Origin of the sequence: Nonomuraea sp. NPDC049152 (genome assembly GCF_040648355.1) — a bacterium.
In the GTDB taxonomy this organism is placed as follows: Bacteria; Actinomycetota; Actinomycetes; order Streptosporangiales; family Streptosporangiaceae; genus Nonomuraea.
Genome location: NZ_JBEZDO010000003.1, coordinates 110,240 through 129,771, shown reverse-complemented (window position 1 = coordinate 129,771; position 19,532 = coordinate 110,240). Strand labels below are relative to the sequence as shown.

General features: G+C 71.1%; 20 protein-coding genes. 9 read left to right on the top strand and 11 right to left on the bottom strand.

The window, feature by feature from the left end:
- Window positions 1–266: 266 nt before the first annotated feature.
- Both AB0B45_RS07100 and AB0B45_RS07095 read right to left on the bottom strand, forming a co-directional pair.
- Window positions 267–1,283 carry a HAMP domain-containing sensor histidine kinase gene (locus tag AB0B45_RS07100; RefSeq protein ID WP_358126621.1) on the bottom strand — a complete coding sequence of 339 codons (1,017 nt, stop codon included), beginning with the start codon at window positions 1,281–1,283 and terminating at the stop codon, window positions 267–269.
- Window positions 1,280–1,957 (bottom strand): response regulator transcription factor, encoded by a 678-nt coding sequence (locus AB0B45_RS07095; RefSeq protein ID WP_358126618.1) that lies wholly within the window; start codon window positions 1,955–1,957, stop codon window positions 1,280–1,282. Before AB0B45_RS07095 ends, AB0B45_RS07100 begins: the two co-directional genes overlap by 4 nt.
- 45 nt (window positions 1,958–2,002) lie before the next feature.
- Here AB0B45_RS07095 and AB0B45_RS07090 point away from each other — a divergent pair, with 45 nt between their 5' ends.
- Window positions 2,003–2,665: a hypothetical protein gene (locus AB0B45_RS07090; protein ID WP_358126615.1), complete on the top strand. Its 663-nt coding sequence runs from the start codon at window positions 2,003–2,005 to the stop codon at window positions 2,663–2,665.
- 34 nt (window positions 2,666–2,699) lie between these two features.
- Window positions 2,700–3,410 (top strand): FAD:protein FMN transferase, encoded by a 711-nt coding sequence (locus tag AB0B45_RS07085; RefSeq protein ID WP_358126613.1) that lies wholly within the window; start codon window positions 2,700–2,702, stop codon window positions 3,408–3,410.
- On the opposite strand, the gene AB0B45_RS07080 is transcribed toward AB0B45_RS07085, so the two are convergent.
- Window positions 3,407–3,682 (bottom strand): hypothetical protein, encoded by a 276-nt coding sequence (locus AB0B45_RS07080; RefSeq protein ID WP_358126610.1) that lies wholly within the window; start codon window positions 3,680–3,682, stop codon window positions 3,407–3,409. The genes AB0B45_RS07085 and AB0B45_RS07080 overlap by 4 nt on opposite strands.
- A 149-nt stretch (window positions 3,683–3,831) precedes the next feature.
- On the opposite strand from AB0B45_RS07080, the gene AB0B45_RS07075 reads away from it, so the two are divergent.
- A complete protein-coding gene (locus AB0B45_RS07075) occupies window positions 3,832–4,203 on the top strand; it encodes a phage holin family protein (protein ID WP_358126607.1) in 372 nt (123 codons plus the stop codon).
- Window positions 4,203–5,519: an aromatic amino acid ammonia-lyase gene (locus tag AB0B45_RS07070; RefSeq protein ID WP_358126605.1), complete on the top strand. Its 1,317-nt coding sequence runs from the start codon at window positions 4,203–4,205 to the stop codon at window positions 5,517–5,519. The genes AB0B45_RS07075 and AB0B45_RS07070 overlap by 1 nt, the downstream gene beginning before the upstream one ends.
- On the opposite strand, the gene AB0B45_RS07065 is transcribed toward AB0B45_RS07070, so the two are convergent.
- Window positions 5,509–6,501: a LacI family DNA-binding transcriptional regulator gene (locus AB0B45_RS07065; protein ID WP_358126603.1), complete on the bottom strand. Its 993-nt coding sequence runs from the start codon at window positions 6,499–6,501 to the stop codon at window positions 5,509–5,511. The genes AB0B45_RS07070 and AB0B45_RS07065 overlap by 11 nt on opposite strands.
- A 130-nt stretch (window positions 6,502–6,631) precedes the next feature.
- Here AB0B45_RS07065 and AB0B45_RS07060 point away from each other — a divergent pair, with 130 nt between their 5' ends.
- Window positions 6,632–7,501, top strand: a complete 870-nt coding sequence (locus AB0B45_RS07060; RefSeq protein ID WP_358126600.1) for an amidohydrolase — start codon at window positions 6,632–6,634, stop codon at window positions 7,499–7,501.
- Between the two features lie 25 nt (window positions 7,502–7,526).
- Complete coding sequence (locus tag AB0B45_RS07055) at window positions 7,527–8,057, top strand: cysteine dioxygenase family protein (RefSeq protein ID WP_358126597.1); 531 nt, start codon at window positions 7,527–7,529, stop codon at window positions 8,055–8,057.
- Window positions 8,058–8,059: 2 nt separating this feature from the next.
- Here AB0B45_RS07055 and AB0B45_RS07050 read toward each other — a convergent pair whose 3' ends face one another.
- Window positions 8,060–8,731, bottom strand: a complete 672-nt coding sequence (locus tag AB0B45_RS07050; protein WP_358126594.1) for a (2Fe-2S)-binding protein — start codon at window positions 8,729–8,731, stop codon at window positions 8,060–8,062.
- Between the two features lie 34 nt (window positions 8,732–8,765).
- Complete coding sequence (locus AB0B45_RS07045) at window positions 8,766–9,923, bottom strand: MFS transporter (protein ID WP_358126591.1); 1,158 nt, start codon at window positions 9,921–9,923, stop codon at window positions 8,766–8,768.
- A gap of 135 nt (window positions 9,924–10,058) precedes the next feature.
- Between AB0B45_RS07045 and AB0B45_RS07040 the strand changes: the two genes are divergently transcribed.
- Entirely contained in the window at window positions 10,059–11,048 is a 990-nt protein-coding gene (locus tag AB0B45_RS07040; protein WP_358126588.1) for a LacI family DNA-binding transcriptional regulator, read from the top strand.
- On the opposite strand, the gene AB0B45_RS07035 is transcribed toward AB0B45_RS07040, so the two are convergent.
- A complete protein-coding gene (locus tag AB0B45_RS07035; protein ID WP_358126585.1) occupies window positions 11,041–12,255 on the bottom strand; it encodes an MFS transporter in 1,215 nt (404 codons plus the stop codon). The genes AB0B45_RS07040 and AB0B45_RS07035 overlap by 8 nt on opposite strands.
- Window positions 12,256–12,312: 57 nt before the next feature.
- On the opposite strand from AB0B45_RS07035, the gene AB0B45_RS07030 reads away from it, so the two are divergent.
- The gene (locus AB0B45_RS07030) at window positions 12,313–13,284 is read left to right on the top strand and encodes a winged helix-turn-helix domain-containing protein (protein WP_358126583.1); all 972 of its coding nucleotides are present in this window, start codon (window positions 12,313–12,315) and stop codon (window positions 13,282–13,284) included.
- On the opposite strand, the gene AB0B45_RS07025 is transcribed toward AB0B45_RS07030, so the two are convergent.
- From AB0B45_RS07025 to AB0B45_RS07010, 4 genes are all read right to left on the bottom strand, one after another.
- A complete protein-coding gene (locus AB0B45_RS07025) occupies window positions 13,274–14,071 on the bottom strand; it encodes a carbohydrate ABC transporter permease (RefSeq protein ID WP_358127555.1) in 798 nt (265 codons plus the stop codon). The two genes, AB0B45_RS07030 and AB0B45_RS07025, sit on opposite strands and share 11 nt — an antisense overlap.
- Window positions 14,071–14,976: a sugar ABC transporter permease gene (locus AB0B45_RS07020; protein WP_358126581.1), complete on the bottom strand. Its 906-nt coding sequence runs from the start codon at window positions 14,974–14,976 to the stop codon at window positions 14,071–14,073. Before AB0B45_RS07020 ends, AB0B45_RS07025 begins: the two co-directional genes overlap by 1 nt.
- 13 nt (window positions 14,977–14,989) lie before the next feature.
- On the bottom strand, window positions 14,990–16,288 hold the full coding sequence (locus AB0B45_RS07015) for an extracellular solute-binding protein (RefSeq protein ID WP_358126578.1): 1,299 nt from the start codon (window positions 16,286–16,288) through the stop codon (window positions 14,990–14,992).
- A gap of 76 nt (window positions 16,289–16,364) precedes the next feature.
- Window positions 16,365–17,162 carry an AMP-binding protein gene (locus tag AB0B45_RS07010; protein ID WP_358126575.1) on the bottom strand — a complete coding sequence of 266 codons (798 nt, stop codon included), beginning with the start codon at window positions 17,160–17,162 and terminating at the stop codon, window positions 16,365–16,367.
- Between the two features lie 503 nt (window positions 17,163–17,665).
- Here AB0B45_RS07010 and AB0B45_RS07005 point away from each other — a divergent pair.
- On the top strand, window positions 17,666–19,528 hold the full coding sequence (locus AB0B45_RS07005; RefSeq protein WP_358126573.1) for an ABC transporter ATP-binding protein: 1,863 nt from the start codon (window positions 17,666–17,668) through the stop codon (window positions 19,526–19,528).
- Window positions 19,529–19,532: the final 4 nt, after the last annotated feature.

Genomic DNA, 19,532 nt, shown 5'->3' with positions numbered 1-19,532 from the left:
ACCGGGAGTATCCGGGCCTCGTGCGGCCGACTTTCCTCCGCCCACCATGGGGTACGGCGGCGCCCAAAGGACCTGACTGACCCGGCCGACCCGCCACCGGCATCGAGGGGGCGACGGGATCCCAGGTGACAAGAGGTTCCCAGGGCGTTCCCGGGACCGCGTGGGTTCCCAGGACCCCACAGGGCGAGGGGTGCGAAGGCCAAGGGCACGCGAAGGCCAGGGGCGCGAAACGCGGGGCGCGAGAAAGGCGTGGGTGCTGTGCAGGGTTACGCCATCGCGGGGAGGATCAGGCGAACCAGTGTCCCTCCGTCCGGTACCGAGACCGCCGACACAGTCCCCCCGTGGCTGTCCACGACCTGCCGTACGATCGCCAGCCCCAGTCCCGACCCCGGCTTGGCCCGTGCCTCACCGGACCGGTAGAACCGGTCGAAGACGAACGGCAGGTCCGACACCGGAATGCCCGGCCCGTGGTCCCGAACCTCCAGCACCCCGTCCCGCAGCGTCACCTCCACCGCTTCCTCCGGCGCCCCGTACTTGGCCGCGTTGTCCAGCAGGTTCCCGACCGCGCGCGCCAGCCGGTCGGGGACTCCCCGCACCACCGTCGGCTCCACCGACACCGTGAACCTGGTCGCCGACCAGTGCAGCCCCGCCCTGGTCACCTCGTGCGTGACGATCTCGTCGAGCCGCACGTCCTCCACCAGCGCCACGGGCTCCTCGTCCCTGGCCAGTTCAACCAGGTCCGACACCAGCCCGCTCAGCTCCTCGAGCCCGTAGACGACCGCCTGCCCCACCTCGTCGCGTTCCTCGGCCGGCACGTCCCCGCGCACCAGGAGTTCCGCGTTGGTCCGGACCGCGGTCAGCGGCGAGCGCAGCTCGTGTGAGGCGTCGGCGACGAGTTGCTTCTGCGCCTTGGCCGAGCGCTCCAGCGCGTCCAGCATCGTGTTGAAGCTGGCCGCCAGCTTCCCTATCTCGTCGTCGCGGGCCACGTCGATGCGTAGTCCGAGGTCTCTGGTGACGGCGATCCTGGAGGCCGTCGCGGTGAGGGTCGACAGGGGGCGGAGCGATGCGCGGGCGGCCAGCCACCCGAAGACGGCCGCGATGACCAGTCCGCCCACCGCCACGGCGAGGAACGGCCAGCCGAACTCCGCCTGCCAGCGCCCGATCTGCCCCATGACGCTCTCGGCTCTGCGGCAGGTGACGTAGTAGGCGGCGCCGAGGACGAGCAGGACCGAGAGCGCCGCCGCTATGCCCGCCGCGAGCGCGAGCCTTAGATGAAGCCTCATGACTCCCTCAACACGTATCCGAGGCCGTGCACCGTCTGGATCAACCGGGGCTCTCCGTCGTGTTCGGTCTTGCGCCGCAGGTAGCGAATGTAGACCTCCAGCGAGTTGGAGCCTGGTGTGAAGTCGTATCCCCAGATCCGTTCCAGGATGACCTCTCTGGTGAGGACCTGTCCCGCGTTGCGCATGAGCAGTTCGAGCAGCGCCGCCTCCGTCCCTGTCAGGTCGAAGACCCTGCCGCCGCGCCGAGCCTGTCGGCTCTCGGTGTTCAGCGCGAGTCCCGCGAACTCCAGCGCTCCCCCGGAGGAGTTGGAACGGCGCAGCAGCGCGCGCACCCTCGCGAACAGCTCGTCGAGGGCGAACGGCTTGACCACGTAGTCGTCTGCGCCCGCGTCGAGCCCCTCCACCCTGTCGCCCACGCCGGACAGCGCCGTCAGCATGAGGACGGGCGTCCTGTCCCCTTCGGCGCGCATGCGGCGGCAGACCTCGAGGCCGTCCATGCCCGGCATCATGACGTCGAGGACGATCAGGTGGGGGCGGTCCACAGCGGCCACGGCCAGCGCGGTCGGCCCGTCGGGCGCGCTGGCGACCCGGTATCCCTGGACGCGGAGTGCCCTGCTGATCGCGTCGCGCACCTGGGGTTCGTCGTCCACAACCAGAACTTCGGATTTACCCATGTTCTCTTCAGGCAACTCTCATGTACTTCGCAGACTGTCTCTTCTATGACTACCAGCACCCAGTCTCTCCCGCCGGTGCTCTTCTGGTCTGGCGCGGCAGTGGGACACTTTGGAGCAATTCACCCCGCTTGGAGCTATCCGTGGCTCCCGACCGCCCATGTCGGCGCCGCCGTACTGGTGGTGCTCGGCCTGGTGGCGGCGCGCTGGAACCGGCAGGAGCGGCCGCACCCCAGCCTCAGGTGGGCGGCCTGTCTGGCGGGGGCGCTGCTCGTGGTCCACCAGTTGGTCTCGCCGGCGTACGTGACGGGGCAGAGCAGGGCGGGCTCCTTCCTCCTGTACGGCGCGGCGCTGGCGGTGCTGCTGTGGCAGCGCAGGCCCGAGCCGAGGACGTCCACGCTGCTGATCGCCGAAGGCGTGGGCGCCGCCACGATCGCCGCCAGGGTGAAGGACCCGGAAAGCACGCTGGTCCTCTACCGCGCCCGCGACCCCCGCGAGGCCCAGCAGGCGCGCGAGCTGCGCGAGCTCGGCGTGCCCGTGGTGCTCGTGGAGGGCACCGAGCACGACCCCAGGGCGAAGGAGGCGGTCAGCGCCTCGGGTCTGCGCCGCCTGGTGCCCGACATCTCCCAGCGCAAGGTCCACGTGTACGGCCCGCGAGGCTTCGTCCGCTATGTCAGGGGCGCGTTGACCAAGCTCCGGTCAAGGGCTTAGCCGGGCGTTATGCCCCCCATGGGACGGTGACCGCATGACCTTTCCTGGTACCGCTCGTGTCCAGATGGTGATGAACCTGCCCGTATGCGTGGACATCCGCACGGCACTCCCCGAACGGGAGCTGGCGCCGCTGCTGGACGACGCGTTCGCCTGGCTGCGCCGGGTGGAGGACGCCTTCCATCCCGCCGGGGAGAACGGGCGGGCCGTCGAGCGGATCCCCGAGGTCGTCGAGGCCCTGCGCAGGTGTGACGAACTGAGCGAGGAACCGGGCGGCTGGGGCGAGAGGCTCGACCCGGTGACCTACGTGCGAGGCTGGGCCGTGGAGCGCCTGTCGCGCGCCCTGGCCACCGCGGGCGCGGTCGACCACCGGGTGACCGCGGGCAGCGGGACGCGGGTGCGCGGTTCCTCGGCGCCAGGCCGCCGCTGGAGGGTGGGCATGCGTGACCCCTACGACGGCGTCACCACCAGGGTGCTCTTCGCCCACGACGCGGCCGTGGCGACCGCGGGTGGCGCACAGTACGCGGGCGACGGCAGGGCGTGGGTGTGCGTGGTCGGCCCCGACCTGGGCGCCGCCGGAGCCTACGCCGCTGCCATGCACGCCATGGGCACGGCCAGGGCCAGGCGTTTCGGGAGGGAACTCGCCGCGGGCCGGCCGTACCAGAGCATGGTGGTGGGCGCGGACGGGCGCGTGACGACCACCCCGGGGTTCACCGACCACGGTGTGGAGACCAGGCTGGCGGGCTAGGCGTCGGGGTGCTTCGTCAGGTAGTCGACGTAGAGCGGTTTGAGCGCCTCCCCCAGGTCTCCGTGTCCTGAGGCCATGGCGTCGCTGAGCAGGGCGGACAGGTGACTGAGGTCGTTGACGACCTCGCCTCCGTGACCGCTCGCCGCTTCGGCCGCGGGGATCGCCTTGAGCAGGTCCCAGATGAACGCGAAGTCCCCGTGGCGTACGGCATAGTGGACCGCCCGCTCGTGCAGCTCGATCGTCGGCAGCGTCTCGAGTTCTCCACTGTCCATGTCACTCCCTCCCCAGGAGGGCTCTTCCCCGCGATGTCGCCTCGGTAACGCCTTCTCCAGACTACTTAGAGTCATCGCAGGACACCGGGGCCGAAGGTGACGTCGCGGCTCTACCGAATCGCCGATCAGAGATGCGAGGATCCTGTGGCGTGAAGTTCATTATCAGAGTTCTCGTTGTGGCGGCAGCTCTCTGGGTCGCCACCCAGCTCGTGAGCGGGGTCGCGATCACGACCTCGACGGGCACGGCCAAGTACTGGGGCACGCTGCTCGTCGTGGCGCTGATCTTCGGTCTGATCAACGCCGTGATCAAGCCGATCATCGAGACGATCGGCTGCGCCTTCTACGTGCTGACGCTGGGGCTGTTCGCCCTGGTCGTCAACGCGGGCCTCATGCTTCTCACGAGCTGGGTGTCCCAGCAGCTCGACGTCCCCTTCCACGTCACCGGATTCTGGCCCGCCTTCTGGGGCGCGATCGTGGTCTCCATCGTGAGCTGGGTGCTCAGCCTGGTCCTTCCCGACTGATGGAGCTCGACGGCACCAACCTCACCTGCGCGCAGGTGGCCACAGGAGGCCCGGTCTCGATCGCTTCACTCGATCGGGCCCGGGCCGCTTGGCGTACGGCGCGGTCGCTGACCGGCCCCGTGTACGGCCAGAGCACGGGTGTCGGCGCCAACAAGGACACCTCGGTCGAGGAGGGCGGCTTCGACCTGTTGCGCAGTCACGCGGGCGGCGCCGGCCCCCTCGTCTCGGCCGAACGGGCGAGGGCGATGCTCGTCGTCCGGCTGAACCAGCTCCTCGCGGGCGGCTCGGGCGTGGACCCCGCGCTGCTGCCCGCGCTCGCCGAGGCGATCAACGGCGGCCACACTCCGCCGGCGCGCACCTATGGCGCGATCGGCACGGGCGACCTGACCGCGCTGGCCACGACCGCGCTGTGCCTGCTGGGCGAGCGCGAGTGGCGTGGTCCAGGGCCCGGCCCGCGCTTCGAACTGTCGTCGGCCGACGCGCTGCCGTTCATCAGCTCGGGCGCGGCCACGCTGGCCGACGCGGCGCTCGCGGTCCACGAGATGAAACTGCTGCTCGACGCGGCGGTCGGCGTGGCGGCGCGTACCTTCACCGCGGTCAACGCCTCTGCCGAACCGCTGGCGCGCGCCGTGCACGAGGCGAGGCCTCAGCCGGGGCAGGCGGAGGTGGCCGCGCGGCTGCGGGGGCTGCTCGCCTCCGAGGAGGCGGTCAGGGTCCAGGATCCTTACGGCTTCCGCGCCTTCGCCCAGGTGCACGGAGCGGCCGTCGACGCGCTGGCACGGGCGGTGCGGGCCGTCGAGGTGGATCTCAACGCCGCCAACGAGAACCCTCTGTTCGACGGCGGACTCGCCTGGCACAACGGCAACTTCCACGCCGCGCCGATCGCCCTGGCACTCGACACGCTGCGCGCCGCGCTCGTTCCGGCCGCGCAGCTCGCGACCGCGAGGCTGGCCACGCTCATGGAGCCCGCCTACACGGGGCTGCTCCCCTTCCTCGCGGGACGGCAGGGCGAGTCGGGCGCGATGATCCTGGAGTACGTCGCCCATGACGCCCTCGCGGAGCTGCGCCTGCTGTCGGCGCCCGTGACGGGCGGCACGGCGGTCATCTCGCGCGGCACCGAGGACCACGCCAGCTTCGCCACCCAGGCGGCTCGGGCCGCGCTGCGCTGCGTGGAGCCGCTGGAGATCGTGCTGGCCTGCGAGCTGGTCGCCGCCCGGCGCGCGCTGGCCCAGCGCGGCTCCCCTGGCGACAGGGACCGGCCACTCGACACCGACCTCGACGCGGCCAGAGCCGAACTCCGCCTGATCAGCGGCTGATCCGCCGCACCGAGCCGCGTTCGCGCAGCGTGGGCTGCTGGACGACCCTGCGGCGGCGGGCCGCGCCGTCGGCGGCCGCCGCCATCAGGCGTACGGCGGCGCGGACGATGCCGTCGAGGTTCCAGTCGACGGTGGTGAGGCCGGGGGTGAGCAGGCCCGACATGGGATGGTCGTCGTAGCCCATCACCGACACGTCATCCGGCACCGACAGGCCGCGCTCTGCCGCCGCCGCGTAGACGCCGTAGGCGATGGAGTCGGAGAAGCAGAACACCGCCGTGTGGCGCTTGTCGGCCAGCACCTCGCGGGCCACCTCGGTGGCGCCCGTGAGCCCGTAGGGCGCGGGGGCGACCTCGATGTCGAGGCCGAGCCTGTCGGCCTCGGCGCTGGCGTGGACGTCCGCGGGCCTGTCGGGGGTGCGGGCGCCCGTGGGCGTGAGCACCGCGATCCTGCGGTGGCCGAGCCGCTTGAGGTGTTCGAGGGCGAGCGTGACGCCGCTCCTGTTGTCGAAGACCACCTCGCCCGCCGTGCCTGGCAGCCCGTCGCCGATCGCGACGACCGGCACCGACTCGCACAGGTCGGCCCAGAACGGCGCGGCGGGGTCGACGGGCTGCACGATGAGGCCGTCGACGCGCTGGTCGCGCAGTTGCTGGGCGAGGACACGCTCGCGGCCTGGGTCGCCGACCGCGTCGAGGATCAGCGCGTAGCGGTCCTTCTCGCGCAGGCCCCTGCTGATGCCGACCGCGAGGGACTGCTGCCAGAGGTCTTCGAGCGAGCCGCAGAGCAGGCCGATCATGCCGGTGCGGCCGCTGGCCAGGGCTCTCGCTATGGGGTCGGCTTCGTAGCCGAGCTCGGCCGCCGCCGCGCGGACGCGCTCCATGGTCTCCTCCGAGACCTGGAGTCCGCGTAGCGCGTAGGAGACGGCTGCAGGTGACAGGCCGGTCGCCTGCGCGACCTCTTTGATGGTCGCTCGCTTTCTGGCCATTCGCCAAGCGTACTCAGCCATTGACAACGGCGGGGGTGAAGCGGTTCACTGAATCGCATCACTGAAACGGTTCACAAGATGGGCCCAGGTTTACCTGTATTGTGAGTAGGAAATAGAGGGAGGTGTGGCCGTGAGCATCGATGTGCATCAGCATCTGTGGACCCCGTCGTTCGTCGACGCGCTCCGCGCCCGCACCACGCCGCCCTACCTCGACGGCTGGACGCTGATCCTCGACGGCGAGCCGCCGTACGAGGTCGACCCCGCCGACCACGCCGATCGCGACACCACGGGGCTGGAGCTCGCGCTCGTCTCCCTGTCCAGCCCGCTCGGCATCGAGTCGCTGCCGCCCGAGGAGGCGTGGCCGCTCATCGACGCCTACCACGAGGGCGCGCTGAAGCTGCCGGAGCCGTACGGCGCGTGGGCGGCGACCTGCCACAGCGAGGTCGACCCCGACCGGCTGGCCGCCGACCTCGACCGCGGCTTCGCCGGGCTGCAGATCCCCGCGACCGCCGAGCCCGACGACCGGCTGCTCGAGGTGCTCACCTCGCGCGACCTGCCGCTGTTCGTCCACCCGGGACCGGCCGCGGCCGAGCTCGACCGGCCGGGGTGGTGGCCCGCGCTCGTGCCGTACGTGCAGCAGATGCACGCGGCGTGGTACCACTTCCGCGCGGTGGTGCGCCCAAGGCACCCGCGCCTGCGGGTCTGCTTCGCGCTGCTGGCCGGGCTCGCGCCGCTGCACTCCGAGCGGCTCATCGCCAGGGGCGGCGGCCGCGGCCAGGTCGACCCAGGCCTGTTCGTGGAGACCTCTTCGTACGGCCCGCGCGCGATCGACGCGATCATCCGCGAGCTCGGCATCGACGTCGTGGTGAACGGTTCGGACGCGCCGTACGCCACCGCCTTCAAGGACGGCCCCGGCATCGGCCAGGCGGCCGCGCACGCCATCAGGGTCACCAACCCGCGCCGCCTCCTGTCGGGGACGACAGCACCGCATGTCTCGTGAATGAGGACGAAAGGAGTAAACGCACGTGAGCACCAACCTTCCCGCCCGCGCACTCGACCGGCGGGAACTACGCGAGCTGGTCGACGACCTGGCCGCGAATCCTGCCCAGTGGCAGGACCAGGTGGAGTTCCCGGCCGACGGCGGCCGGCACTACGCCTCGCTCTACCGCGACGCCTATGTCGATGTGTGGCTGCTCTGCTGGCGTCCCGAGGATGACACGGGCTGGCACGACCACGACATCTCCTCCGGAGCGGTGCACGTGGTGCAGGGCGCGCTGCTGGAGTGCAACCCGCGCATCGGCGGCGAGCACCTGGAGACCGTCGTCGCCGAGGGACAGTCGTTCCACTTCGGACCCGACCACATCCACCGGCTGACGGGCGCGGTGGACAAGAGCGTGTCCATCCACGCCTACTCGCCGCCGCTGTGGCGGCTCGGGCAGTACTCCATCGACGACACGGGCCTGATGCGCCGCGTCTCGGTGAGCTACGCCGACGAACTGCGCCCCATCGACCCCGAGCCCATGGCCGACGCCGCAGCCATGGAAGAGGTGGCCTGAGCTCAGGCCGCGCACGACTCCCGCAGCACGCAGCAGGTCGTGCAGGCCTCGGCCTCGGGGAGCGTGACCCACAGGCAGCAGGTCCTGCGCCGGTAGCCGTCGGCGGTCTGTTCGAGCAGGCCGTCGACGGGCCGCCCCACCTCGCGCAGCAGGCCCATGTAGTCGGCCTTGACCACCACGGTCATCGGATGCGCGAACGCCTCGGCCGTGGAGCCCCACAGCGTCCGCCTGCCCACCCTCGCCTGCCCACTGATCGCGTTGACCAGCGGCTCGTGTGCCTGCAGCAGGGCAGCGCGGATCGCTTCCGCGCTGTCGGCGACCGACACCGAGGTGGCCGCGATGGTCACCCCCGCGTCGGACCGCTTGAAGTAGATGTCCTCGTGCCGCATGACGGGCGCCTGCCTGTTGAGCGCCCAGCCGACGGCCATAGGGAACGTGAGCCAGTAGCCGAGCGTCTTCCACAGCAGCGCCGCCCCCACGTGCCGGGGCGCGTTGTACAGACCGGCGGTCTGGTCGATCAGCGAACTCAAAAGCGTGTACGGCTCCCGCGTGAGCTCGCCGAGCGGCGTCCACGACTCGTCGGGCTCGACCACCAGACGTGGTTCGACGCCGAGCACCCCGCCCCGCTCGGCGGCGACGCGCTCCAGCACTCCGGTCAGCTCCGCGAGCGGCACGGCAAAGCCCTTCTCGAGAAAAGGTTAGCCTTACCTAAGATAGCAGAGGACGCCCCGCCCGTACGCCCACGACCAGCTGAACCACGCACGCCACCAGACCGGCGAGCAACGGCAGCGTCCACCCTCCCGACACCTGCCTGAGGATCCCGATCAGCAGCGGGCCGAGCGCGGCCAGCACGTAGCCGACCGACTGGGCCACGGCCGACAGCGCGGTCACCGACGAGGGGTCGGGGGCGCGCAACGTGATGATGAGCAGCGCCAGCGCCAGCGACGCGCCCTGGCCGACGCCGAGCACGATCATCCACAGCCACGGCACGGTGGTGGGGGCGAGCAGCACGCCCACGTAACCCACGATGGTCAGCAGCGCGGCGGCGGCCACGTGCCCTGCCTGCGACTTCTTCCGCTCGGCGTGGACGGGAACGGCCAGCGTGGCGGCGACCTGGGAGAGGTTCGAGATGGCCAGCAGGAAGCCCGCGTGCTCGGCCGGGATGCCCGCCTCCAGGAAGATCGTCGGAAGCCAGGCGAGCATCACGTAGAACGTCAGCGACTGGATGCCCATGAACGCGGTCAGCTTCCAGGTCAGCGGGCTCCTCATCAGCGCCGCGAACGGCCGCGGGCCGTTGGCGGGCGCCACCTGCCTGCCGAACGCCTGAGGCAGCCAGAGCAGCGCGGCGGCCACGGCGGGCAGCGCGACCAGGGCGGAGACGCCGCGCCAGCCGTACCCCGTGAGGCGTTCGAGCGGGATCATCAGCGCGGAGGCGGCCGCGGCGCCGCCGACCAGGGCGGAGACGTAGATGGACGTGAGCACGCCCGCCTTCGTCGGGAAGTGCTGTTTGACCACGCCCGGCATGATCACGTTCATGATCGCGATGGCGGTGCCCGCGACGGCCGCGCCCGTGTAGAGGGCGGGCGCACCGTCCAGGCTGCGGACCACCACGCCCGCGGCCAGGATGAGCAGGGCGACCAGCAGCGTGCGGTCCAGCCCGATCCTGCGGGCCAGCAGCGGGGCCACGGGGCCGAACAGGCCGAGGCAGACGACCATGACGGTGGTGATCGCGCCACCGCCGGCGGGCGTGAGGCCCACGTCGGTCATGATCTGGTCGAGGAGGGGCGAGACGCCCGCGATGGCGGGTCGCATGTTGAGCGCGGCCAGCACGAGCCCGGCGACGAGGAGGGCGGATCTCAGCGACATAGCGGCCCCCACTCTGTCATGCCGCCCTCACCAGCCGAGCGACCGCCCCCGAAGAGCGGAAGATCGCATACGTGCTGACGGGCCTGCCGGCCTGACAACGTTGTCAAGCCGGCGCGCATGGGAAATGATCCTCGTGTGAGACCGACGATGAAGGATGTCGCGGCGGCGGCGGGGGTCGCGCTCAAGACCGTCTCCCGGGTCGTGAACGACGAGCCGGGTGTGAACGCCGCCACCGCCGAACGGGTGCGCACGGCGATCGAGCGCCTCGGCTACAGCCGCAACGAGAGCGCCAGGGTGCTGCGCCAGGGCAGGACGTCGAGCATCGGCCTGGTCATCGAGGACGTCGGCGACCCCTTCTACTCGGGGGTGAGCAGAGCCGTCGAGGAGGTCGCGATCAAGCACGGCTCCCTGGTGCTCAGCGGCTCCTCGGGCGAGGAGCCGTCCAGGGAGAAGGAGCTGGTGCTCACCTTCTGCACGCGCAGGGTCGACGGCCTCATCGTGGTGCCCGCCGGGAGGGACCACTCCTACCTGCGGGCCGAGCTGGACGCCGGCACGCCCGCCGTCTTCGTGGACCGGCCGGCGGGACCGGAGCTCGACGTCGACACGGTGCTGTGCGACAACGCGGGCGGGGCGCGGCTGGCCGTGGAGCACCTGCTCGCGCACGGGCACCGGCGCGTGGCCTTCCTGGGTGACAGCCCGGGGATCTTCACGGCGGCCGAGCGGGAGCGCGGGTACAGGGAGGCGCTCGGCGATCTGGTGGACGAGCGGCTGATCTCGATGGCCCAGCCGACGCTCGAGGGGATGCGGGGGGTTCTGGACCGGTTGACGGGGATGGACGACCCGCCCACCGCGCTGTTCACGGGCAACGGCCGGTGCACGGTCACGGCGCTGCGGGCGCTGGGCGGGCGGCGGATCGCGTTGATCGGGTTCGACGACTTCGAGCTGGCGGATCTGCTCACCCCAGGGGTGAGCGTGGTGGCGCAGGATCCGGCGGGGCTGGGGAGGGTGGCGGCGGAGCTGCTGTTCAGGAGGATCGCGGGGGACGCGGGGCCGGTCGAGCGGATCATGCAACCGGTGCGCCTGATCGCGCGCGGGTCGGGCGAGATCGGACCCTCGATCAGCTGAGCCCCCTGGGGTCCCGGGCGGGGGTCAGGGCGCGGGCGAGGGCGAGGGCGGCGAGGATGCCGACCGCCCCGGAGGCCGCCATCGCGGGGCCTGAGCCCGCCAGCTCCGCCACTCCGCCGATCATCGCCGCCCCCACCGCCTGGCCGGTCATCAGCCCCGCCGACTGCAGGCCGTACGCCTGGCCCCTGACCGCTTCGGGCACCGCCTCCAGGAAGCGGCGCTGCAACCCCAGCTGGTAGGCCAGGCACCCCGCCGACAGCGCCGCGAGCACCGCGGTGACCGGCAGTCCCGGCTCGGCCACGAAGAACAGCCACGGCACCCCCATCACCGCCGCCAGCGGGAACGACAGCCGCTCCCGCAGCGCGGGCGCGGCGAAGCGGCCCACGGCGAACTCCCCCGCCGCCATCCCCACCGCCGCCGCGGCCAGCGCGAGCCCCGCTCCGGTCGCGCTCCCCGCCGAGGTGAGGTACGGCACGACCATCGCCTCGGCCCCCGCCAGGCACATCGGCGGCACCCACATCGCCAGCAGCAGCCCCCGCACGCCGGGCGATCCCAGCAGGACCTTGTTCACCCGCAGCGTCGTGCGCACCGTGCCGCGCCCGGCCCCGCCCCGAGCCGGGGTGTCCGGCAGGCCGTACCTGAGCACGAGCGCCGCCACCGCCGAGATGCCCGCCGTGACCGCCAGCGCCCCCTCGGGCCCCGCCACGGCGAGGATCCCGCCGCCCAGAGACAGCCCGCCGATCTGCGCGCCCGCGCTGGTCATCCCCATCAGCGACCGCCCCAGCACGAAGGCGTCGCCCGGCAGCACGTCAGGGAGCATGGCGTTGCGTGCCGCCCCGAACACCGGCTGGCCGAGCCCGCTGACCAGGATCAGCGCGAGCATGGCCCACACCGGCAGGCCCGCGTAGGCCAGCAGCAGGCACACCACGAGCCTGACCAGCTCCCCCGCCACCATCAGGCCGCGCGGCGGCAGCCTGTCTGCCAGTGACAGCAGGAACATCCCGCCGACGAGGTAGGGCAGCCAGCCCGCCATGTAGGCGGCGGCGGACAGTCCCGGCGAGCCCGTCCGCTCGAAGACCAGGACCGACAGGGCCAGCATCTTGACCCCGTCGCCCCCGACCAGCAGCGCGAAGCTGCCGAACAGCACCCTGAACTCCCTGACCCTGAACACGTCGCGAAAGGTCGCCTGATCCATGCTGGATTCCATGCGCCAACCTTCGAGAACGCCCCGACATGAGGCGACATTTTCGGGAATATCCGAAAGGTGATCAGGATCGAGGTCAGCCCGGAGGACATCGCCGCCAGCCGCTTCGCCATCTCGCCCCTCATCGAGACCGTCCACGCGACCTGGGTGCTCGAGGGCAGGGTGAACGCGGGCCCGCTGCAGGCATGGGCCGCGCGGTGGCGGGAGCCGTACCGGCGGCTCGGCCGGCCCGGACTGGCGCTGATCCAGGCGATCTCGGGCCATCGGGGATCGGGGAACGTGGACTTCGTCGCTCCCCCGCCCACCGGCGTGAGCGTGCCGTTCGACAAGGAGCTGGCCGCGCTCAGGGCCACCCCGCTGGACCGCGCCCACGAGGAGATCGCCCAGCTGACCGTTCCGCGCGAGCTGAGGGCGGCGCTCGAAGGCCCCAAGGTCGTACGGCTGGTCGCCGACGCCCTCGAAGCGGTGTGGCAGGAGATCATCGCGTCCGAGTGGCCGCGCTTCCACGCCGTGATGGAGCGTGACGTGGTGTGGAGGGCGGGCAGGCTGGCGACGTTCGGGTGGGCGGCGGCGCTCGACGATCTCAGCGCGCAGGTCCGCTGGCGCGACGGCGGCCTCGACTGCGACCTCGCGAGCGACTTCGTCAAACGCGATCTCAACGGCAGGGGCCTGCTGTTCATGCCGTCGGTGTTCGGCTCGCGGGTGGGCGTCTACCTCGACGACGCCTGGCCGTACGCGCTGGTCTATCCGGCTCGCGGTGTCGGCGCGACGCAGGCGGGAGGGGGCGCGCGGCTGGAGGGGTTGATGCGGCTGATGGGCCGCACCCGCGCCCGCGTCCTGGCCGAGCTGGCCACGCCCGCCACCACGACGCAGCTGGCGGCCGTGATGGGGCAGGCGCTCGGCACGGTAGGCGAACACGTCGCGGCCCTGCGCGGGGCCGGTCTCATCACCGGCGCCCGCGCGGGCCGCGGCGTGGTCTACTCGCGCACCCCGCTGGGCGACGCGCTGGTCTCGGGAGAGCTCACCCCTTGAGCGCGCCCGCCATCAGCCCGCGCATGAAGAACCGCCCGAGCAGCAGGTAGATCAGCATCGTCGGGATCGAGGCCAGCAGCGCCGCGGCCATCTGCTGGCTGTACGGCGTGGCCTGCGCGCCCGCGATGTTGTTCAGCATGACGGTGGTCGGCCAGCTCGTCGGCCCGGTGAGGAAGACGGCGAACAGGAAGTCGTTCCACAGCGAGGTGAACTGCCAGATGATCACCACGGCGACCGCGGGACCGGACACGGGCAGCACCACCGACCAGAAGGTCCGCAGCATGCCCGCGCCGTCCACGCGTGACGCCTCGATCAGCTCGTCGGGGATCGTCACGTAGTAGTTGCGGAAGATCAGCGTGCAGATCGGGATGCCGTAGACGACGTGCGCGAGCACGAGCCCCGGGATCCCGCCGTAGATGCCGAGGTTCACCATGAGCTGGACCAGCGGGATCATCACGCCCTGGTAGGGGATGAACATCCCGAACAGGAACAGAGTGAACAGCACGTCCGCTCCCGGAAAGCGCCATTTCGACAGCACGTAGCCGTTCATGGAGCCGAGCGCGCACGACAGCAGCGATCCCGGCACCGCCAGCAGGACGCTGTTCCAGATGCCGGGCGCGAGCTTCTCCCACGCCACCCGCCACGCCTCGAACGTCCAGACCTGCGGCAGGTTCCACGCCTGTGCGGGGTTGGCCTCGGTGAGCGGCTTGAAGCTGGTGACCAGCAGCACGTAGATCGGGATCAGGAAGATGACCGCGAAGACGATCAGCAACCCACGGCGGAGGATCACGAGCGCCTCTCCTTGCGGACCGACCAGATCAGATACGGAATCACGAAGATCGCCACGCTGAGCACGATGTAGGAGGCGATGGTCGCGCCCTTGGCCGGATCGTGGGAGTCGAAGACGGCCACCCACATGAACACGGCGGGCACGTCGGTGATGATCTGCTTGCCCGACACGGCCATGACCAGGTCGAAGGTCTTCAGCGAGATGTGCCCGAGGATGATCAGCGCGGACAGCGTCACCGGGCGCAGCAGCGGCAGCACGATGTGCCGGTAGACGCCCCACTCGGTGCATCCGTCCACCCGAGCGGCCTCCCGCAGTTCCTCGGGTACCCCGCGGAACCCCGCCAGGAAGAGCGCCATGACATATCCGGACATTTGCCAGATTGCCGGAAGGGCCATGGCGGCCATGCCCCAGTCCTGGTCCCTGAACCAGGCCCACTGGGGCAGGCCGATCACGTCGAACAGCCGGTTGAGCCCGACCGCCCGCTCGCCCTGACCCGAGTTCATCAGCCAGCGCCACACGATGCCGGTCGCCACGAACGAGATCGCCATGGGGAACAGGTAGATCGCCCTGAACGTGCCCTCGCCCTTGATCCCCTTCTCCATCAGGAAGGCGAGGAACCAGCCGAGCAGCAGCGCCCCGCCCACGAACACGACGGTGAACAGGATCGCGTGGTTGACCGACAGGTGCCATCGGGGCAGGTCCCAGATGTCGATGAGGTTGCGCAGGCCGACGAACGAGCCCTCCGAGACCTCGTCGTGCTTGTCGGTCATGGCCAGGCTGAAGTTCCAGCCGAGCATGCCGTACACGAACACGCCGATCAGGATGATCGAAGGGGCCACCAGCAGCAGGCCCGGCAACCAGGCGCGGGCCCGCCGCAGGGCGGGCCCGCCTCTCCTAGCCATCACTGTGCCGGCCTCACTGGGCGTTGGCCGCCGCGGCGTCAACGAGGCCCTTCTGCAGCGCGGCCACGTCCTTGCTGCCGATGAACAGGCCCACCGCCTCGTTGATGGAGGCCAGCCACGGCTGGTTGACGGCCACGCCGTGCTGGATGGATCCGGCCAGCTTGTCGGAGGACCAGTCCTTCAGCGCGTCGGCGAGGTAGTCGGTGTAGAGCGAGGCGTCGGCGTCCTTGCGAGCCGGAATGGAGCCCTTCTTCGGGTTGAAGGCGTCCTGCCCCTCCTTGCTCGCCGCCACCTTCAGCCACGCCACCGCGCCGTCCCTGTTCTTGGCGCCCTTCGGCAGGGTGAAGCTGTCGGACAGCCACAGGTAGGTGCCCTCGGTGCCGGGCGCGGCCGCCCAGTCGAAGTCGGTCTTCGACTTCTTGCCGAGGCCGCCCTCCGGCGGGTTGTGGAAGTAGCCGTAGGCCCAGTCGCCCATGATGTTGAAGGCGGCCTTGCCCTCCGCCACCTGCGCGGCGGCCGGCTGCCAGTCGTCCTGCGGGTCGCCCGCGTACGACAGGATCGTCTTGAAGTTCTCCAGCGCCTTGGTGACCTCCGGCGAGCCCCAGTTGGCGCCCGGCTTGAACAGCGCGTTGTAGCCGTCGGTGCCCAGCGAGCCGAGCAGCACGCTCTCCATCAGGTGGGTGACGGTCCACTCCGAGCCGATGGACAGCGGGATCTTGCCCTTGGCCTTGACCTTCTCCAGGGCCGCGATGAACTCCTCGATCGTCTTGGGCGCGCCCGCGACTCCGGCCTCCTTCAGGACGCTCGGGTTGAACCAGAGGATGTTCGACCTGTGGATGTTGACGGGCACCGAGTAGATCTTGCCCTCGTAGCTGATCTGCTCGACCAACTGCGCGGGGAAGACGTCCTTGAGCTTGAGCTCGTCGTAGAGGAAGGTCAGGTCCTCCAGGTCGCCCGACTTGATGTAGCCCTGCAGCTCCGCCCCCGCGTGACCCTGGAAGGTGTCGGGCGGGGTGTCGGCCTGGAGCTTGGACTGCAGCAGCGCCTTGGCCTTGTCGCCGGAGCCGCCCGCGACCGCGGCGTCGAAGAAGGTGAGGCCGGGGTTCTGCTTCTCGAAGATCTCCTTCATGGCCTTCAGGCCGTCGGCCTCACCTGGCCCGGTCCACCAGGAGAAGACCTCCACCTGCTTCTTGGCGTCCCCACCCGCGCTGGGGGCCTGACCCGACGGAGCCGCAGTGCCGCCTCCGCCGCCGCAGGCCGTCAGCCCGAGCATGGCCGCCATGGTGATCGCCGCCAACCACCGTCGTCTCATCGCACACCGCTCCTTCACCCACGGTCGGTGACAACGTTGTCAGTAGGGCAATCAACCCACTTCGCACTCCGCGACGTCAAGGCATGTGCGGGTAACAGGTCGGCATATTCGGGGAGCGCTCTCTTCCCGGTCGCTCCACGCCCTCGCCCGCCAGTGCCGTCACCGTCACGCCGAAGTCGTGCAGCGTCCCGGCCAGGTTCGCGGGCGCGAGGCCGTGGGCGGCGACCACCAGGGCGCCCCTGCTCACCGCGAGGCCGACCAGCGCCACCAGGTCTCCGCTGCCTTCAGGCGGCCAGGTCACCAGCAGCACGTCCGCATCCGTGAGGGCGACGCCTCGGTCCAGATCGCCCATCGCGCGGAGCAGGTCGTGGTGGGTGAGCGCGCTGCCGTCGGCCGGCAGCAGCGCGGGCCGCGTCGCGGGGTCGAGCGACGGCAGCGGCGCAGGGCCCAGCCGCGAGAGCCGCGCGAAGTCGACGGTGCCGAGCGCGTCGCCGAACGCGATCACCTGCCGCACCCTGGACTCGTCCGCCGCCCTCACCGCCGACTCGGCCAGGCGTGGAGTCGTGATCACCATGCGCGCGTCGCAGTCCGACAGCCTTTCGGCGAGCCGCGCGACGGGCAGGGCCGGATCGAGCGGCGCGGCCGCCCCGCCTGCCGCGATCACCGTGTGGACGGCCAGCGTCTGCGCCGCGACGGTGTCGACGTGGACGCCCACCACCTGGCCGGGTCTGGCGCCCCTGCGGATCAGGCCCGAGGCGGCCGCGGTCACCTCGGTGACGAGCCTGCGGTAGCCGTACAAGAGGCCGGCGCACAGGTCGATCAGCGCGGGACGGTCGCCGCGTTCGTAGGCGGTGGCGAAGACCCCGCACGTCACGGCGCCCGGTGAAGGGGGTGCCGGCTGCAGGCCAAGGGCGCCGCGTCCCCCGAGGTATGTATGGCGATGTGTATGCAAGGACCGTCCTTGAGGCCTGGGCGGGCTCGAGCCCTGCGCGGCTCGAGCCCGCTGTCGCGTCCGCCGGACCACGACCCCCACCCCTCCGAGGAGGCCAGGCCCATCTGCGAACGCGACGTCCCGGGTGGATCGACCGGCTGCGCTCGCCACGCGTGTGGGCACCCGGAGCACCGGGTTCGAGGCGTGCGCCGCCGGTCGATCACAGACGCAACGCTAGGCCGAGCGGGCTTCCCGCACATGCGCCGAGATGGCCATTCGGGCATGTATCCGCCGCGGGTCAAGGATGTGTAGAGAGCAGGTCCCCGCACGGGCGTGTCGCGTGATCGGAACGGCCACGTGTGTACGCGGCAGGCTCCACCAGGTGCACGGCTCCCGCGGACGCCGGCCGGAGGAAATTGTCGGTGGCGCCGGTCACACTCCTGGGTATGGCGGACGAGCCCCTCGAACTAGGCGAGATCTCCTTCTCCGACTGGCACGCCCACACCGACAAGATGGCGGAGGTCGGCTTCCTCACCATCGCCCGGCGACTGCCCGCTCTGGTGGGTCAGGCGATGCGGATGGCGTGGCGGGCCAGCCCCCGCGACACCGCGGCCACCGTCGGCTTCAACCTGGCGGGCGGCGTCTTCACCGCCTTCGGGCTGCTGGCCACCACCGGCGTCCTCGAAGCGCTGTTCCGCGAGGGCCCCACGCCCGAACGGGTTCAGGCGGCGCTGCCCAGTCTCGCGCTGGTGGCGGGCGCCGCCGCGCTGCGCACGGTCACGCAGGCGGCCGCCGGCTGGGCGCAGTCCAGGCTCGACCCGCAGGTCTCCAGACTCACCGAAGAGCGGCTGTACGGCCTGACCAGCAGGGTTCCGCTGGTGGCCTACGACGACCCCGACTTCCACGACGCGATGGAACGTGCCAGGGTGCGCGGCGTCGCCATGGCCGACGTGGTGGTGATGACGGCGATCGACGTGATGACCGCCTTCATCGGCATCGCGGCCGTGGCGGGCGTGCTGGGCATCCTGCATCCGTCGCTGCTGCCGCTGCTGATCCTGGCCGTGCTGCCCGACGCGTGGGCGGCGGTGCGCTCGGCCAGGATGCGCTACTCGTACATGTACTCCCTGATCCCCGCCCGCAGGCGTAAGTGGATCATCGCCGAGCTGCTGGCCGACCGCTCGCCCGCCGCCGAGGTGCGCTCCTTCACCATGCGCGGCTTCCTGCTGCGGATGTACGACGCGGTGGCCAGGGCCGAGCAGGAGGTCCTGCTACGGCTGGCCAAGCGGCAGACGCTGGCCAGGATCGTCGGCGAGGCGCTGGGCGGCATCGGCACCGGCCTGGTCTACCTCGCGCTCGGCCTGCTGCTGGCCTTCGGCGCGCTGCCGCTGGCGGTGGCGGGCACCGCCGTCCTCGCGATCAGGCAGGGGCAGATGTCGCTGAGCAACCTGATGTACGCCACCAACCGCCTCTACGAGGAGGGCCTCTACTTCACCGACTTCCTCGACTTCTGCGCCGACGCCGAGCGGCGGATCGCCGACCCCAGGCCCACGCCCGCGCCGAGGTCGTTCGAGGAGATCAGGGCCGACGACGTGACCTTCAGCTATCCGGGCTCGGACAACCCCGCGCTGCGCGGCGTGTCCGTCACGGTGGGCAAGGGCGAGGTCATCGCGTTCGTCGGCGAGAACGGCTCGGGCAAGACCACACTCGCCAAGATCCTGTCCGGCCTCTACGAGCCCGACGGGGGCACGGTCAGCTGGGACGGGCTCGACGTGCGCGAGGTGGCGCCCGAGGAGCTGCGCCTGGCCACCGCGGTCATCGCGCAGGACCACACCAGGTGGCCGCTGACGGCCCGCTACAACATCACGATGGGCACCGACAAGGGAGAGCCCGCGCTGGTCGCCGCGGCCGAGGTCGCGGGGGCCGACGAGGTGATCGCCGAGCTGCCGTACGGCTACAGCACGCTGCTCGACCGGCGTTTCAAGGACGGTCAGGAGCTGTCCGGCGGCCAGTGGCAGCGCATCGCGGTGGCGCGCGGCTTCCACCGGGACGCGCCGCTGCTGATCTGCGACGAGCCCACGGCCGCGCTCGACGCCAGGGCCGAGCACGCCCTGTTCGAGCGCATCCGCCGGCACTCCGACGGGCGGACCGTGCTGCTGATCACGCACCGGCTGGCGAGCGTGCGGTACGCCGACCGGATCTACGTGCTCGACCACGGCAAGGTGGTGGAGGAGGGCACCCACGACCACCTGATGGCGGAGGAGGGGCTCTACGCCGACCTCTACAACCTCCAGGCCCAGGCCTACCGCTGACCCG